Annotated in this window: 10 protein-coding genes and 3 pseudogenes; 6 read left to right on the plus strand and 7 right to left on the minus strand. The window is 68.4% G+C overall.

All coding sequences use genetic code 11. The features are described 5' to 3' along the window. Window positions 1-532: 532 nt before the first annotated feature. The 5 genes from ACGFSA_RS28445 to sbnA all read left to right on the plus strand — a co-directional run bounded on the left by ACGFSA_RS28445 (window position 533) and on the right by sbnA (window position 9,776). The gene (locus tag ACGFSA_RS28445; RefSeq protein WP_393308958.1) at window positions 533-3,067 is read left to right on the plus strand and encodes a Pls/PosA family non-ribosomal peptide synthetase; all 2,535 of its coding nucleotides are present in this window, start codon (window positions 533-535) and stop codon (window positions 3,065-3,067) included. 60 nt (window positions 3,068-3,127) lie between these two features. Then, window positions 3,128-6,391 carry an amino acid adenylation domain-containing protein gene (locus ACGFSA_RS28450; RefSeq protein ID WP_393308922.1) on the plus strand — a complete coding sequence of 1,088 codons (3,264 nt, stop codon included), beginning with the start codon at window positions 3,128-3,130 and terminating at the stop codon, window positions 6,389-6,391. A 23-nt stretch (window positions 6,392-6,414) separates the two neighbouring features. Further along, window positions 6,415-7,419 (plus strand): TauD/TfdA family dioxygenase, encoded by a 1,005-nt coding sequence (locus tag ACGFSA_RS28455; RefSeq protein WP_393308923.1) that lies wholly within the window; start codon window positions 6,415-6,417, stop codon window positions 7,417-7,419. After that, window positions 7,416-8,486, plus strand: a complete 1,071-nt coding sequence (sbnB, locus tag ACGFSA_RS28460; RefSeq protein WP_393308924.1) for a 2,3-diaminopropionate biosynthesis protein SbnB — start codon at window positions 7,416-7,418, stop codon at window positions 8,484-8,486. Before ACGFSA_RS28455 ends, sbnB begins: the two co-directional genes overlap by 4 nt. A 213-nt stretch (window positions 8,487-8,699) precedes the next feature. Further along, entirely contained in the window at window positions 8,700-9,776 is a 1,077-nt protein-coding gene (gene sbnA / locus ACGFSA_RS28465; RefSeq protein ID WP_393308925.1) for a 2,3-diaminopropionate biosynthesis protein SbnA, read from the plus strand. 76 nt (window positions 9,777-9,852) lie between these two features. Here sbnA and ACGFSA_RS28470 read toward each other — a convergent pair. The 4 genes and pseudogenes from ACGFSA_RS28470 to ACGFSA_RS28485 form a co-directional block, all read right to left on the minus strand. Then, window positions 9,853-10,881: pseudogene (locus tag ACGFSA_RS28470) on the minus strand (alkaline phosphatase family protein); the annotation flags it as partial. Between the two features lie 4 nt (window positions 10,882-10,885). Continuing rightward, window positions 10,886-11,386 (minus strand): HAD family hydrolase, encoded by a 501-nt coding sequence (locus ACGFSA_RS28475; RefSeq protein WP_393308959.1) that lies wholly within the window; start codon window positions 11,384-11,386, stop codon window positions 10,886-10,888. Then, window positions 11,362-11,550, minus strand: a pseudogene (locus tag ACGFSA_RS28480) (spermidine/putrescine ABC transporter ATP-binding protein); the annotation flags it as partial. The pseudogene ACGFSA_RS28480 and the gene ACGFSA_RS28475, both read right to left, overlap by 25 nt. Continuing rightward, window positions 11,547-11,822: pseudogene (locus tag ACGFSA_RS28485) on the minus strand (ABC transporter permease); the annotation flags it as partial. The pseudogenes ACGFSA_RS28485 and ACGFSA_RS28480, both read right to left, overlap by 4 nt. Between ACGFSA_RS28485 and ACGFSA_RS28490 the strand changes: the two are divergent. Then, complete coding sequence (locus ACGFSA_RS28490) at window positions 11,806-12,378, plus strand: transposase (RefSeq protein ID WP_393308926.1); 573 nt, start codon at window positions 11,806-11,808, stop codon at window positions 12,376-12,378. The pseudogene ACGFSA_RS28485 and the gene ACGFSA_RS28490 sit on opposite strands and share 17 nt — an antisense overlap. Window positions 12,379-12,519: 141 nt before the next feature. On the opposite strand, the gene ACGFSA_RS28495 is transcribed toward ACGFSA_RS28490, so the two are convergent. Genes ACGFSA_RS28495 through ACGFSA_RS28505 form a run of 3 tightly spaced genes read right to left on the minus strand, consistent with a single transcriptional unit; the run spans window position 12,520 to window position 15,805 of the window. Further along, window positions 12,520-13,311, minus strand: coding sequence for an ABC transporter permease subunit (locus ACGFSA_RS28495; protein WP_393308927.1), 792 nt, complete (start codon window positions 13,309-13,311; stop codon window positions 12,520-12,522). After that, the gene (locus tag ACGFSA_RS28500) at window positions 13,308-14,855 is read right to left on the minus strand and encodes an ABC transporter permease subunit (RefSeq protein ID WP_393308928.1); all 1,548 of its coding nucleotides are present in this window, start codon (window positions 14,853-14,855) and stop codon (window positions 13,308-13,310) included. Before ACGFSA_RS28500 ends, ACGFSA_RS28495 begins: the two co-directional genes overlap by 4 nt. Next, window positions 14,852-15,805, minus strand: coding sequence for an ATP-binding cassette domain-containing protein (locus tag ACGFSA_RS28505; RefSeq protein WP_393308929.1), 954 nt, complete (start codon window positions 15,803-15,805; stop codon window positions 14,852-14,854). Before ACGFSA_RS28505 ends, ACGFSA_RS28500 begins: the two co-directional genes overlap by 4 nt. Between the last annotated feature and the right edge of the window lie 82 nt (window positions 15,806-15,887).

Raw genomic sequence — 15,887 nt, forward strand, 5'->3', positions numbered from 1 at the left:
TGTTCTTGATCTAGACAGTCCAGATCATCGCAGGTGAGAGGCACCCTTCCGCTGTCGGGGCATCAGAACGCATTCCCGGCTGAATACATGAGGTTCATGGGCCGGCGCCCTCGGGCAGCGTGCGGACGGGACGCCGATCGATCGCATGCGCGCCACCGGCGCAGCCCCTCCCGGATCAGGCCCACGCCACTCGAATGCAGTAGGGCGAGACCCGTGTGCAGCTCATCGCCGTCCCCTTGGGCGGGATCGTGGGTGAGGAATGAAATCGGACAGCGAGTGCGCCGCTCTCCCGCCGCCAGGCCTCCGGTAGCGAGGACCCCCTGGCGCCGGCGAGAGCTACAGCCGCGCCGACGTGATCGAGTTCGAGTGGCAGCCCGACGGTGAACAGCAGAGACTGGGCAACGGTTTGGGAACTGGACAACGGATCCCGGCCTCAGAATTCCGGATTAATCGCTCCGGCCATCGAAAGCGCGAGTATCAGGGCGCCGATCGTCATGGCCGATCGCGCTCGAATGTTCCTCAAGGAGCTCGCATGGAGGAGAAATCCGTCGACGTCCTGACGCCCGGGCCGGATGAATCTGCGATCGAAAAGCGCAGGTACACCGGCCCGAGGACGGGCATCGAGAGAGACCTCGCTGAGGTGCTGGCTGACGTCATGTGCGTCGAACGGGTGTCGGTCGACAGCCACTTCTTCGATGACCTCGGCGCCAACTCGTTGGTGATGGCCCATTACTGCGCACGGCTCAGGAAGCGGACGGATCTCCCCTCGGCGTCGATGAAGGACATCTACCGGCACCCCACGATCCGAAGTCTGGCGACGGGGCTCGCGGACGCCGCGCCCACCCCTGTCGAGTCGTCGGTCCCGGTGTCGACCGAGGTCATACCCCCTGCCGGCACGGTGCGGTACGCCCTCTGTGGAACGCTGCAACTCCTGCTTTTCCTGGGATATTCCTTCCTCGCCGGACTTTTTGCCGACCGAGGCTACGCATGGGTCTCCGCCGGCTCGGATGTGATCGGCATCTACCTGCGATCGTTCGTCTTCGGCGGCGTCGGATTCATCGGCCTGTGCACCTTCCCGATCGTGGCCAAATGGCTCCTGATCGGCCGGTGGAAATCGCGCGAGTTCCCGGTCTGGGGTCTGACGTATCTGCGCTTCTGGACCATCAAGGTGCTGATACACGCCAACCCCATGATTTTCTTCGTCGGCAATCCCCTGTACGTGCTTTACCTGCGAGCCCTGGGAGCACGGATCGGCAAGGGGGTCACGATCCTCTCCCGCAACGTTCCGGTCTGCACCGACCTGCTCACGATCGGCGCCGGCACGGTGGTCCGCAAAGACTCGTTCTTGCTCTGCTACCGGGCACACGCCAGCCGTATCCAGACCGGCCCGGTCACCCTTGGCCGCGAGGTGTTCATCGGCGAGAAGACCGTGCTCGACATCGACACGTCGATGGGCGACGGAGCGCAACTCGGCCACACCTCCACGCTGTACAGAGGCCAGGCGGTCCCTGACGGCCAGCGCTGGCACGGATCACCGGCACAGCCCACCGAGCATGACTACCTGAGGATCGGGCCGGCCAAGTGCGGCACGCTGCGTCGGGCCGGCTTCGGTCTCATCACCGTGCTTCAGCTGTTCTTCCTCTACCTGCCGCTGGCCGTCGGGGGCGCGTACATGCTGGTGACCCTGGTCCCGGCGCTGCACAACCGGCTGGGCCCGGGTGCTGTGGGGTTCACCTCGCCGGATCTCTACATCGACGCGCTGATCCTTTCCCTCGTGCTGTTCTTCGGCTTCGTCGTCGTGGGCCTTGCCGTCCTGTTCACCGTTCCGCGACTGCTGAACCTGGCCGTCAAACCGGACAAGGTCTATCCGCTGTACGGGTTTCATTACTCGATGCACCGGGCGATCGGGCACATGACCAACATCAAGTTCTTCTCATGGCTGTTCGGTGACAGCTCCTACATCGTCCACTATCTACGGGGCCTCGGATACGACTTGTCCCGGGTCGAGCAGACCGGGTCGAACTTCGGCACGGAAGTGCAACACGAGTCCCCGTTTCTGTGCTCGGTCGGCAGCGGAACGATGGTCGCTGACGGGCTCTCCATCATCAACGCGGAATTCTCGAGCACGTCCTTCCGGGTGTCCCGGGCCTCGATCGGTCCACGCAACTTCCTCGGGAACAACATCGCCTATCCCTCAGGGGCCAGGACGGGCGAGAACTGTCTCCTCGCAACGAAGGTGATGATTCCGCTCGACGGCGAGGTACGCGAGGGGGTTGGCCTGCTCGGCTCACCATGCTTCGAGATTCCCCGGTCGGTCGAGCGCGACTCCCGGTTCGACCATCTCCGGACCGGCGACGAGTTGCGTCGAAGCCTCGCAGCGAAGAACCGCTACAACATCCGCTCGATGGTCTTCTTCCTGCTCGTGCGGTGGCTGCACTTCTTCGTGCTCACGATGCTCGCCCTGGCGAATGTCGATCTGTACGACTCCTACGGGCATGTGCTGATCGCTGTGTTCCTGGTGTTCAGCCTTGGGTTCACCGCTGTCTACTTCGTACTGGTGGAGCGCGGCATCGCGGCATTCCGCGCGCTCCGACCGCGGTTGTGTTCCATCTACGACCCGTACTTCTGGTGGCACGAGCGCCTCTGGAAGGTGCCTGACGCGTACCTCAACGTCTTCAACGGCACCCCTTTCAAGAACGTGATCTGGCGGATGCTGGGGGTTCGGATCGGCAGCAGGGTCTTCGATGACGGCTGCTATTTGACGGAGCGGACGCTCACCACCATCGGGAGCGACTGCACGCTCAATGCGGGAAGCAAGATCCAGTGCCACTCTCAGGAGGACGGCACCTTCAAGTCCGATCGCAGCACCATCGGCGCCGGCTGCACCATCGGTGTGGGAGCACACGTCCACTACGGCGTGACGATGGGCGACGGCGCGGTGCTCGCCCCGGACTCCTTTCTCATGAAAGGCGAGGAAGTCCCGCAGCGAGCACGCTGGGGAGGAAATCCCGCCACGGAGACGCGAGATGCCCCTGATCAGCCCGAGGCACTGGCGCGGAAGGCCTAGCGCCGCCCTTGTCGGCGTAGAACAGCACGGTGGCGACGGTGAATGGAGAGGGACGACCAGATGGGAATGCACGTGCAGGGCGACCGGGAGTTCTGGCGCGCGGTGCTCGTCGCCGGTGGATTCACCGCAATACCGCGGTGGACGCTCAATCCGGTGACGGGCGTCGGCGAACACGAGGCGACAATTCCGGACGACGTCGTGGCAGCGTTGGGCCGGCTGGCCGAGAACCTGGCGATGCCGCTCGACTCGGTGCTGCTGGCCGCGCACGCCAAGGTGCTCGCCGCACTGTCCGGCGAGCACGAGGTCGCGACCGGCTACGTCACAGCGGAGGGCGGCCGGCCGCTGCCCTGCCGGCTGACGACCGAACCCGACTCGTGGCGGACGCTGCTGCTGGACACCCATCGAGTCGCGTCAGATCTGCTGGTGCACAAGGACTTTCCGGTCGATGAGCTCAGGCGCGAACTGGGCCTGGCCGAACCGTCGATCGAGACCGTCTTCGATCCGCACGGCTCGGGCGGCGAACTCGCCGGTGACACCGTGCTGTGGGTGGGATTTTCGCAACGTGACGGTCGGCTCGTGCTGCGGCTGCGGTACCGGACCGACGCACTCGACGCGGACCACGCCGTCAGGATCGCCGGATATCACCTCACCGCGCTCGCGCTGATCGCCGCCGATCCGGACGCCGAGCACAGGCGGCAGAGCCTGCTCTCCACGGAGGAACTCCGCTTCCAGCTCGAAGGGCTCGCCGGTCCGCGCCGGGAGCTCCCGGACCGCCGGTTCCACGAGTTGTTCGAGCAACGGGTGGCGGCACACCCGGACGCCGTCGCGGCGGTGCACGGTGAGCGGCAACTGACGTATCGGGAACTCAACGCGCGTGCCAACCGGTTGGGACGGGCCCTGCTGGCGCGGGGGCTTCGCCCCGAGGGTGTCGTCGCGGTGGTGACCGAGCGCAACCTGGACTGGATGGCCGCCGTGCTCGCGGTCTTCAAGGCCGGCGGCGTGTATCTGCCCATCGAGCCCCATTTCCCGGCCGATCGCCTCGCAACCATGCTCTCCCGTGCCGCATGCGGGCTCGTGCTGACCGAACCCGGCAGCACTTCCACGCTCGACCAGGCCCTCGGCTCGCTGCCCGGGGTCCAGAAGCTCTTCGTCGGCGCAGCCTACGAGGAGGACCATGCCGACGACGATCTGGGGATCCGCGTCGCACCGGACCAGCTCGCCTACATCTATTTCACCTCGGGGTCCACCGGGGAGCCCAAGGGCGCGATGTGCGAGCACGCGGGCATGCTCAACCACCTTTACGCCAAGATCGACGACCTGGAGATCGGCGAGGGACACGTGGTCGCCCAGACCGCACCCCAGTGCTTCGACATCTCGCTGTGGCAACTGGTGTCCGGGCTCCTGGTCGGGGGGCGGACCCTGCTGGTGGAGCAGGAGGTGATCCTGGACGTCCGGCGGTTCGTCGACAAGATCATCGACGGCCGGGTCGCCGTCCTCCAGGTCGTACCCTCCTACCTGGACGTCGTCGTGTCGTGTCTGAAGCAGCACCCCCGCGAACTACCGGACCTGCGGTGCGTGTCGGTCACCGGCGAGGCGCTGAAGAAGGAGCTCACGCAGCGCTGGTTCGCCGCCCAGCCCGGGATCAAGCTGGTCAACGCCTACGGGCTGACCGAGACCTCGGACGACACCAACCACGAGGTCATGGACCGCGTGCCCGGCGGGGACCGGGTCCTGCTGGGTCCCGCGGTCAACAACGTGCACGTCTATGTCGTCGACGAGCACCTGACCCCGGTGCCGCTCGGCGCCCCCGGTCTGATCGTCTTCTCCGGCGTCTGTGTCGGCCGCGGATACGTCAACGACCCCGAGCGCACCCGGCAGGCCTACCTGGCCGATCCGCACCGCGAGGGCGCCCGGCTCTACCGGGGCGGCGACTACGGCCGCTGGCAGCCCGAGGGCAAGCTGGAGTTCCTCGGCCGCCGGGACAACCAGGTGAAGATCCGTGGCTTCCGGATCGAGATCGGCGAGATCGAGAACACCCTGTTGCGGGTGCCCGGTGTGCGCGACGGTGCAGTGGTGGTCACCGAGCGGGCCGACCAGAGCAAGCACCTGGTGGCGTTCTACTCCGGTCGGCGGCCACTCGAGGAAGACGTCCTGCTGGACCGGCTCGGTGAGTCGCTGCCCGAATACATGGTCCCGTCGGCCTTCCACTGGCGGGAGAGTCTGCCGCTGACGGCCAACAGCAAGATCGACAGGAAGACTTTGCAGGCGCTCGCCGGAGAACTCGGCCTCGTCCAGGACGACTACCGCGCGCCGAATACGCCGACCGAACAGCAGCTCGCGGCCGCATGGGCGAAGGTGCTCGGCATCCCGCAGAACCAGATCGGACGGCGGGACCACTTCTTCGACCGGGGCGGCACGTCACTGTCGGCAGTGAAGCTGGCGATCACCCTGGACCGTGCGGTGTCCCTCAAGGACGTCACCCGTCACCCGATCCTGGCCGATCTGGCCGGGCTGGTCGACGGCAGGTCCGAGCTGCGCTCCGGGCACTCCGGGCTGCTTCAGTCACTGTCGGAATCGGACGGTACGCAGGGCGCTGCCCTGGTGTGCTTCCCCTACGCCGGCGGCAACGCGGTGAACTTCCGGCCGATGGCCGGGGCGCTGCCGGTCGGCGGGCCGGCGGTCTACGCCGTCGAGCTGCCCGGTCACGACGTGGCCGCCGGGAGCGGGCCGTTCGCCCCGATGGCACAGGTGGTCGAGCAGGTCGTCGTCGAGATCATCCGGCGTGGCCTGACCAGGGTCCTGCTCTGGGGCCACTCCTCGGGCGCCGCGTTGGCCGTGGAGACGGCCAGAGAGCTGCAGGGGCGCGGGGTGGACGTCCAGCGGGTGTTCCTCGGCGCGCAGCTGCTCGGCAACGCCGCCGACCGGCGCGCCGGCATCACCGACCTGACCGGGCGCAGCGACGCCGAGATCACCGGCATGCTGAGCGCGGACAGCGGGTACCCCGAGCTCGGTGAGCTGGATGCGCGGCACGCCGAGCACATCGGTGCCGCCTACCGGCACGACTGCCTTGCCGCACACCGCTATTTCGCCGACGCCCTGGACAGCCCGCCGGCGCTGAAGCTGTCCGCGCCGGTCACCGTGGTCGTTGCCGCCGACGACCCGAGCACGGCGGAGTACCCGCGCCGGTACCGCGACTGGCAGCTCCTGACCGAGCAGGTCGACCTGCACGAACTCGCCGACGGCGGCCACTACTTCCTGCGTACCCGTCCTACCGAGGCGGCACAGGCCGTGCTGCGCGCCGCCGAACTGTTCGCTTCTTCCTGACCGGCAACTGAAAGGAAACCGAGATGTCTTCCATATCCACGGCGTCGCCGGTCGACGTCGAACTCGAACCCGGCAAGACTCCCCTTCTCCGGGCCGAGGCCACCGGCGACGCGCCGAGCTGGGCGGCCGAGCACCGGGACGCGCTGCGCGCTGTCGTCGCCGAGCACGGTTCGGTCCTGGTCCGCGGCCTCGGGCTGCGCGACGTGGACGGTACCGGCGCCGTCTTCTCGAGGCTGGCGACCGGTCTGATGACCGAGAAGGAGGTCTTCGCACCCCGACGGACCTACTCCGACGGCGTGTACTCCTCATCGCAGTGGCCGCCGAACCAGCCGATGTGCATGCACCACGAACTGAGCTACACGCTTGAGTTCCCCGGCCTGATGATGTTCGCCTGTATCAGCGCGCCCACCGACGGCGGGGCAACCGCGGTGGCCGACTCACCGACCGTACTCGACGCGCTGCCCGCCGACTTGACCGAGCGGTTCGAGCGGGAGGGCTGGCTGCTCACCCGCAGCTACAACGACGAGATCGGGGCGTCCGTCGCCGAGGCGTTCGGCACCGCGGACCGTGGCGCCGTCGAGAGCTACTGCCGTGCCAACGCGATCATGTTCGAGTGGCAGCCCGACGGCGGACTGCGCACCGGACAGCGCCGCAGCGCCGTGGTGCGTCACCCGGTCACCGGCCGACGCTGCTGGTTCAACCAGATCGCGTTCCTCAACGAGTGGACGATGGCCCCCGAGGTGCGCGAGTACCTGGTGGACGTCTACGGCGCCGACGGGCTGCCGTTCAATACCCGCTTCGGCAACGGCGACCCGATCGGTGAGGATGTCGTGCAGCTGCTCAACAGCGTCTACGAGGCCAACACCGCACGCGAACCGTGGCAGGCCGGCGACCTGATGCTCGTCGACAACGTCCGCACCGCGCACAGCAGGGAGCCCTTCGAAGGGCCGCGCGAAGTGCTCGTCGCCATGGCCGACCCGGTGCGTCTGGCCGACTGCTCCCCGACCGTCGAGGTGACCGCAGGATGACCACCATCGGTTCCACCGCTATGGAGTCCGCAATGTCCGCTCCGGTCACCGTGCCACCGTTCGCCGTGATCTCCGGTGCCCAGGTCCAGCGCGCACTGCACGGGCGCGAGAAGCAGATCGTGGAGTTGGTCGAGGCCACCTACCGGGTGCACGGCGCCGGTGACTCGGTGAACCCGCCGTCGTACTTCCTGCGCATCCCCGACCGCCCGTCCTCCCGGATCATCGCGCTGCCCGCCTCGATCGGCGGCGAGGTGCGGGTGGACGGCCTGAAGTGGATCTCCAGCTTTCCGGAGAACGTGACGGCCGGCATCCCGAGAGCCTCGGCCGTGCTGATCCTCAACGACCATGACACCGGCTACCCGTTCGCGTGTCTGGAAAGCTCGATCATCAGCGCCACCAGGACGGCCGCGTCGGCGGCGTCGGCGGCCGACTGGCTCAGCCGCGACCGGCCGCGACCGATGCGTGTCGGGTTCTTCGGGGTGGGCCTGATCGCCCGTTACATCCACACCTTCCTGGTCGGCACCGGCTGGTCGTTCGACGAGATCGGTGTGCACGACCTGTCCGCCGACAGCGCGGCAGGCTTCCGGTGCTACCTGGAGCAGTCGGGGACCACCGGCCGGATCACCGTGCACGACAGCGCCGAGCAGTTGATCCGACACAGCGACCTGGTGGTCTTCGCCACCGTCGCCGGCCAGCCGCATGTCAGCGACCTGTCATGGTTCGCACACAATCCGCTGGTGCTGCACGTGTCGCTGCGCGACCTCGCGCCGGAGATCCTGCTCGCCTCGGCCAACATCGTCGATGACATCGAGCATTGCCTGAAGGCCGACACCTCGCCGCATCTGGCCGAGCAGCTCACGGGCAACCGGGAGTTCCTGCACGGCACGTTGGACGACGTGATGGCCGGGCGCGTGGCGGTGCCGGCGGACCGGCCGGTGGTGTTCTCGCCCTTCGGCCTCGGGGTGCTCGACCTCGCGGTGGGCAAGGACGTCTACGACGAAGTGGGCCGCCGCGGAGAGCTGCGCGTCGTCGACGACTTCTTCCACGAACTGAGCCGGTACGGATGAGCCGGCCCGGAGCCCAGGAGGCTTGCCCAGGACTCATCCCAGGAGAGATCGCCGGTCAAGTCGCCGCAGGTCAGGGCGTACGAGACAGCGACCGCTGACGCAGAGCCCCGTCCGGCCCGGTTGGCCACTGGCTCCCGCCCGCAAGAGCGAGAAGCCCGCCCGCGGCCGGACGGGCGTTCCGAAAGTGCTCTGCTCCAGACAGAGGAGACCGTCGTGCCCGTCGTATCCGTTCCCTACGCCTACAACGAAGAGGAGCTCTATGTCGACCTTCGGTCGATCTTCGGGCACCCACTCTTCCTGAAGTGTGAGGGCTTCAACTTCGCCGGCTCGATCAAGTTGAAGGCCGCGACCGAGATGGTGGAGTCCGCTGAGCAGGATGGAATTCTGACGCCTGAATCGGTCCTGGTCGAGTCCTCGTCCGGAAACCTCGGCGTGGCACTCAGCATCATCGCGGCAAGCAAGGGCTACCGGTTCCTGTGTGTGACCGACGCCCGCGGCAACTTGACGACCAGGATGATGATGGAGGCGTTGGGCAGCCAGGTGCACATGATCGCCGGGCAGGAGGCCAATGGCGGCTTTCTCGGCGCGCGAATCGAGTACGTCCGTGCGCTGTGCGCCTCCGACGATCGGTACGTGTGGCTCAGTCAGTACACCAATCCGAGCAACTGGAAGGCGCACTACCGCAGGACAGCACCGGAGATCGCCCGCCAGTTCCCGCAGCTGGACGTGCTGTTCGTCGGGGCCGGCACCACCGGGACCCTGATGGGCTGCGCGCGCTACTTCCGGGAGTGGCACCGGCCGGTACGGATCATCGCAGTGGACAGCGTCGGCTCGGTGTCCTTCGGCGGTTCGCCGGGCCGCCGGATGATTCCCGGCCTGGGGATGAGCATGCGCCCGCCGCTGCTCGACGAGTCCTATGTGGATGAGGTGATACGTGTCGAGGAGGCGGACACCGTCCGTACCTGCCATCGTCTGGCCAGGCGCGGATTCCTGTTCGGCGGCTCCACCGGCACGGTGGTCAGCGGCGCGACGGCCTGGCTGGCCCGGCATGACGCGCGCGATCTCACCGCGGTGGCCGTCGGCCCGGACCTCGGCGAGCGGTACCTCGACACCATTTACCAGACCAACTGGCTGCAGGATCTGTACGGCGAGGACGTGCTCAACTCCGACGAGGTGGCCGCCGGTTCCTGGGCAGCCCCCGCCGCGCCACCGACACGGTGGGGCCCGGCGACTGGACCTGCGGACCAGCGACCTCAAGGGCAACCAGCGCCATCAGTTCCAGGATCATGAGGCCCAGGGCCACTCGTTTGAACCATGCCGGGCTCGCGTGCCCTGGCACGCCCGTCTGCGGCGCCGTCGTCGGTCGGACCCAGCCGCCGCGCGACCACGGTGATATCACCCACAGGGGCACGCGGTTGCCCAGTCCGATCGGCTGCCCGTCCACGAACTCCTCGGGGGTGCCCGCGGGTGGGACGGGCGGTACGACGTGGTCGAAGTAGCCGTCGTCCTCGTCGTACATGACGAGGAAGACGGTGTGCCGCCACACGTCGGGGTTGGCGAACACCGACTGAAGAGCGGTGTTGACCCAGTGCGCGCCGTAGGCGGGGCTGGCGGTCGGGTGCTCGCAGAACAGGTACGGCGAGACCAGCCAGGACACCGTCGGCAACGTACCGTCCTTGCAGTGCGCGTCGAAGGCCGACAGGTCCCACTTCGTCATCGCGTTGACGTAGCGCGGGTCGTCCTTGTCGAACGCATGGAACTGGCTGAAGTATTCGAGGGCGTTGTCCTCGTAGTTGCCGTCGCGCTCGTCCAGCCCGGGTGTGTGGTAGACACGCCAGGAGACGCCGGCTTCCGAAAGGCGCTCCGCGTAGGTCGTCCAGTCGCACACCGGGCTCTCGGGCAGCGGGGTGTTGTCGATCCACGGCCCGGTCGTGCCGTCGCGGCCTGGGCCAACCGTGCCGGTCCACAGGTAGAGGCGGTTGGGGCTGGTGGGCCCGGCCAGGGAGCAGAAGTACCCGTCGCACAGCGTGAAGGCGTCGGCCAGCGCGTACTGGTAGGGGATGTCCTCACGGGTGAGATAGCCCATGCTCTGCTCACCCTTGGCTGAGGTCCAGCGGTTCATCGCTCCGTTGTTGATGGCCTCGTGACCGGACTCCCAGTCGTGGGGCAGGCCGTCGGCGTTCTGCGCGTTGAACTTCGTGGAGTCCATCCGGTAGGGCAGCAGGAAACCACCGTCGGTGCGGGACAGGGCGGGCTGGCGGAAGACGCTGTCGCCGTTCGGGAACATCAGTGCCTGACGGTCTCCGAACCCGCGTACGCCGTTCAGCGTGCCGAAGTAGTGGTCGAAACTGCGATTCTCCTGCATGAGGATCACGACGTGGCGGATGTCGTCCATGGTGTCAGTTCCTTTCCGTCGACGTGAGCAGGGACGCGAGCAGGCTCAGATCTGCCCGCTCCAAGGAGTCGAGGACCGTCCGCCCCGCCACGGTGGGGATCGGTACGGTGGAGGGAACGGCCAGCACAGCGCACCCGGCGGCCTCGGCCGCGGCGACGCCTGTGGGCGTGTCCTCGACGACCACGCAGGCGCGCGGATCAACGCCGAGGGCGGCGGCCGCCGCGAGGTAGGGATCAGGTGCCGGCTTGGTGCGGGCGGTGTCCTCGACGGCGAATGTCAGGGTGAACCGCTCCTCGCCCAGGGCCTTGTGCACGAGGTCGACGACGTGGCGCGGCGACGCGGAGACGATCGCCGTGGGGACCTCGGCCGCGGCCAGTTCGTCCAGCAGGCGCGGTACGCCCGGGCGCGGCACGATGTCGCGGGCAACCAGCGCGGCGAACGCCGTGTCCAGGCCGGTGGCGAGCGCGCCGGCATCGGGGGCCGCAGGGCCGCCGGTGCGGTGCAGCCGGACGGGCCGAGCAGTGCCAGGAGTTCGCCGGGGCGGACGTCCAGGTCCAGTCCGTCCAGTGCCGTCGTGGTGCCGAAGGCGCGGCGCAGCCCCCGGAACTCCACAGTGGAGCCGGCTCGTGTCGGGCTGATGGTTGTCGGATCGGTGAGAAGGTCGGTCATGAGGTCTCCTTGGGGCGGCGCGTGCGTCCGGTGGCGCTGATCGCCAGCAGCAGAATCCAGGTGCCGAGAAGGCCGACCATCGACACGGCCACCGACATCTGCGCCTGCGAGCCGCTGATGGCGACGATCCACACGGCGAACGGCTGGTAGCCGAGAACCGCTGCGACGGTGTACTCGCCGAGCACGAGTGCCAGGGTCAGGAACGCCGTGTTGAGCAGCGCCCCGCGCAGGTTGGGCAGCACCACGTGGGCGAGGGTGCGCGGCCATGAGGCCACCACGACCGCGCACCCGGGCGACGCCACGCCCGAGCGCCCGCCGTATTCCGGGCAGGGCCGCCCTCCCGTGTCCGCCTACCCCCAGCCGCACACCACCCTGCGCGCCCTGGCCCTGGCCGCCGGACAAACCGCCACCCGCACCGTCACCTGGCGCCAGGGCAGCAAGGCCACCAAACACAACCCACGGGCCGAGATGCGCTCGCAATTCCTGGCCCTACGGGTCCGCCCGGCCAACCGGCACATCCGCCGCGCCGCCGACGGCTCCCTGCCCGAATGCCGGCTGCTCGTCGAGTGGCCACCCGACTCCGCCGAGCCCACCGACTACTGGCTCTCGACACTGCCCACCGACACCCCACTGCGCGAGCTGGTCCAAATCGCCAAGATCCGCTGGCGAGTTGAGCACGACTACCGCGAGCTCAAAGACGGCCTCGGCCTGGACCACTTCGAGGGCCGCAACTACCTCGGCTGGCACCGCCACGTCACCCTCGCCTCCCTCGCCCAGGCCTTCTGCACCCTGCTCAGACTCGACCCAAAAGCCCCTGCGCCGGCCTGACCCTCTACGCGGTCCTCCGCGAACTCCAGGCCCTCCTGGCCACCTGGACCGGCGCCTGCTCCATATGCGGCCAACCTGCCCCGACACCCGAACCCCACCACAGAACCTAACAAAGCCCTACTAGCGGGCAGTCTCGATCGCTTATGCGTCTCGCGAACGCAGCAGCATTCCTCCGGCGGTCAGCGCGCCGAGCGCCCAGAGGGCCAGTACGCCGAGGCCCTCCCAGGGACCGATCGGGAGCTGATCCACGCCGATGGTGGTCTGCACCGAAAGACCGGCCGTCATGGGGGCGATCTGCTGGAGGAATCGCTGCCAGTCGGGGTCGGTGATCACCTGGGTGAGGATCGGGAAGAAGAAGAGCAGTCCGAGCACGATCCCGATGGCCGTCGCCGAGCTCCGCACGATCAGTGCCATGCCGAGGCTGAGCAGCCCGACCAGGGCGAGATAGAGCACGGAGCCGACGGCCGCGCGCAGCATCGGACCGTTGTTCAGCGACATCCCCGGGTAGCCGTGCGCCTCGGTGAAGCCCCGGCCCGGCTGGACCAGCCCGCCGATCAGCAGGGACCCGAGGACACCGACGGCGCCCGCCACCAGGATCACGGCGCTCAGGACGGTCGCCTTCGAGAGGAGGACCGTCAGCCGGCGCGGCACCGCCGCGATCGTGGTCCGCATCATGCCGGTGCTGTACTCGTTGCCGACCATCAGCACCGCGACGATCGAGACGACGACCTGGCCGACCATGACGCCGGTGAGGTTCAGCTTCGTGGCGTCCTCTCCGCAGCCCATGGCGTCGCACCGGGACGTCATCGCCACCGCCGCGCCGACCGCCAGGGTCAGGGCCACGACGCCGAGCAGCAGCCAGGTGTTGCCGGAATCCGTGCGCAGCTTCGTCCACTCCGCGCGTCCCGCGTTCCTGAAGCCCGTGGTGCTCATGTGTCCCTCCGGCGGATCAGGACCCAGGCGGCGACGAACGCGGCCGCGGCGTAGGCGCACAGGACGGCGAAGCCCGCCCACGGCGCCAGCGGGAAGTAGCCGTGCATCGGCGAGTAGACCGTGACGACCTGGTCGTAGCGCTCGACGGTCTGCTGGACGGCGAACCCGGCGGCCGGGGTGACCTCCAGCAACCAGGCCGAGGCCGCGGGGGGCAGAACGGACGCGGTGGCGAGCAGGTAGGGCAGCACCATGCCGACGACCACCACGGTGATGGTCACCGCGCTGCGTCGCAGGATGGCTCCGACCGAGAGGGCGAACACACTGGCCGCCGCGAGCAGCAGGCCCGTTCCGACGATGACCCGCAGCTCGGTCGCCGCCGGCACCGTCAGAACGGGAAAGCCGTTGGCGACAGACCGCGCTCCCCCGAAGGGCACCATGACGGCGGCCGCGGTCGCTCCGACGAGGAAGGCCGCGCAGCCCACCACCAAGGCCTTCGTCACCAGCACCCGGCCTCTGCTGGGGCTGGCCGCGAAGGTCACGCCGATCAGTCCTCGCCGGTACTCGACGGTCATGTAGCCCGCGGCCACGACGACCATCATGATCAGTCCCGCGAACGCGCCGACGAGGAAGTTCGACACGATGCGTACGCCGCTCGCGGCCGGTCCGCCGACCACCGGCGCGATGTCACCCGCCCCGGTGATGCTGTAGCCCGTACCGGTCGCGGTTACCTCCCCCTTGGTCGACTGGCTGTAGCTGCCGGACGTGCCCGCACCGCCGCTGACCTGCCGGTCCTGCCAGGTGCCGCCGCTCCACTGGCCGGACAGCGTGGGGGCGCTGAAGGTGCCGGTGGCGACAGCGGGGTTGAATCCCGTTCCGGTACCGGTCTCCTCCGTCGCCGACGGCGAGGTCACGAACAGCCCGACCTGCGGAGACTCCGAGAGACCCGTGAGCTTCGCGGTGCCCACCTCGGTCCACTTGCTGCCGTCCGCGGACTGGTAGCCGGTGACGGTGTCGCCCGTACGCTGAAGCCGGAGCCAGCGCGGCGCATCCTGCGTCACCTTGCCGGGTAGCCCGGCCGTGTCGTGCGTGTAGTCGTACTGCATCCGCACGCCGTGGTCGCCGGTGACCATCATCGACGCATACGCCGACCCCGGCTCGAGAGAGTCCTTGAGGATGATTCCGGCCTTCGCCCAGGGTGCGAGGCCGGGCTTGTTCTCCGTGGGCGTCGTCGCGACCTGACCGGTCAGCGAGGACACCGACACCGTGATGGTGCCGTCGCCCTTCAACGGCTGGTGCATGAAGTAGAAGCTGTCGTTGACCGCCTCGCCGCCGGGGCCGACCGGCAGCTTCGCCTGCGCGCCGCCGTCGTTGCTCTGTGCCGTGGCGAGCAGTCCGACCAGGCAGATGACGACCATCGCACCGACCGTGCTCAGCACCCAGTCGCGCACCGTCCTGAACTTCGTCCACTCGGCGTGCAGTACGCGCCCGAAGCCGCCCCGTTCCGGGCGGTGGGTGGCCGGGGGCGGCGAGAGCATGGTGGTCATCGTCCGGCCTCCTCGCTGACGACCCCGCGGTACTGCACGGCGTCGCGGGTCAGTTCCATGTACGCCTCTTCCAGCGAGGCGCGGTGCGAGGAGACCTCGGAGAACGGCACCGCGTGCGCACCGAGCACCGACACGACGCTCTCGGCGGGCAGGTCGGTGACGCTGATCGTGTCGACGCCCGCGGAACTCACCGTGGCACCGGCCCGCGCGAGCACCTCCATCGCCTGCGTACGAGCCGACGTACGCAGCGACACACGGCCCTCGGACACGGACGCGAGCAGTTCGCGCACGCTCATGTCGGCGACGACCTTGCCGCGCCCGACGACGATCACATGGTCGGCGGAGTCCTGAAGTTCGCTCATCAGGTGGCTGGACACCAGCACGGCGCGCCCCTGCTCGGCGAGCGACGCCAGGAAGCCCCGCATCCACATGAAGCCTTCGGGGTCCAGGCCGTTGAACGGCTCGTCCAGCATGAGGATCGGCGGGTCGCCGAGCAGCGCGGCCGCGATGCCCAGCCGCTGCCGCATGCCCAGGGAGAAGCCGCCTGCCTTGCGCTGGGCCACGTCCTGGAGGCCGACCCTTCGGATCACCTCGTCGACCGCGGCGGTGCCGAGCCCCTGCGAGTGGGCCAGCCACAGCAGGTGGTGGCGAGCGGTCCGGCTCGGCTGCACGGCGGCGGCGTCGAGCAGTGCGCCGACGTGCCTGAGCGGGGTGCTCAGCGACTGGTAGGGCCGCCCGCCGACCAGCGCGCTGCCCTGGTCCGGCTTGTCCAGACCGAGGATGACACGCATCGTGGTGGACTTCCCGGCGCCGTTCGGGCCGACGAAGCCGGTGATCTGCCCCGGTCTGACGACGAACGACATGCCGTCCAGCGCCTGGGTGCTGCCGAAGCGTTTGCGAACGTCCCTGACCTCGATCATGGCGTCCGACCCGCCATTCGTCTTCTCCATGGAGAGAAGGCTAGGGAGAAGGAGGGGGTCGGGTCGTCACGGCAAGGAGCGAAGTTCTACCGTGCTCGCGTGAGGGACGAAG

Origin of the sequence: Streptomyces sp. NPDC048496 (assembly GCF_043200055.1) — a bacterium.
Taxonomy (GTDB): domain Bacteria; phylum Actinomycetota; class Actinomycetes; order Streptomycetales; family Streptomycetaceae; genus Streptomyces.

Coding starts and splice junctions, on each gene's coding strand:
- ACGFSA_RS28505 (WP_393308929.1), bottom strand. CDS start 15,805: ATGGAGAAGACGAATGGCGGGTCGGACGCCATGATCGAGGTCAGGGAC.
- ACGFSA_RS28445 (WP_393308958.1), top strand. CDS start 533: ATGGAGGAGAAATCCGTCGACGTCCTGACGCCCGGGCCGGATGAATCT.
- ACGFSA_RS28455 (WP_393308923.1), top strand. CDS start 6,415: ATGTCTTCCATATCCACGGCGTCGCCGGTCGACGTCGAACTCGAACCC.
- sbnB (WP_393308924.1), top strand. CDS start 7,416: ATGACCACCATCGGTTCCACCGCTATGGAGTCCGCAATGTCCGCTCCG.
- ACGFSA_RS28500 (WP_393308928.1), bottom strand. CDS start 14,855: ATGACCACCATGCTCTCGCCGCCCCCGGCCACCCACCGCCCGGAACGG.
- ACGFSA_RS28450 (WP_393308922.1), top strand. CDS start 3,128: ATGGGAATGCACGTGCAGGGCGACCGGGAGTTCTGGCGCGCGGTGCTC.
- ACGFSA_RS28495 (WP_393308927.1), bottom strand. CDS start 13,311: ATGAGCACCACGGGCTTCAGGAACGCGGGACGCGCGGAGTGGACGAAG.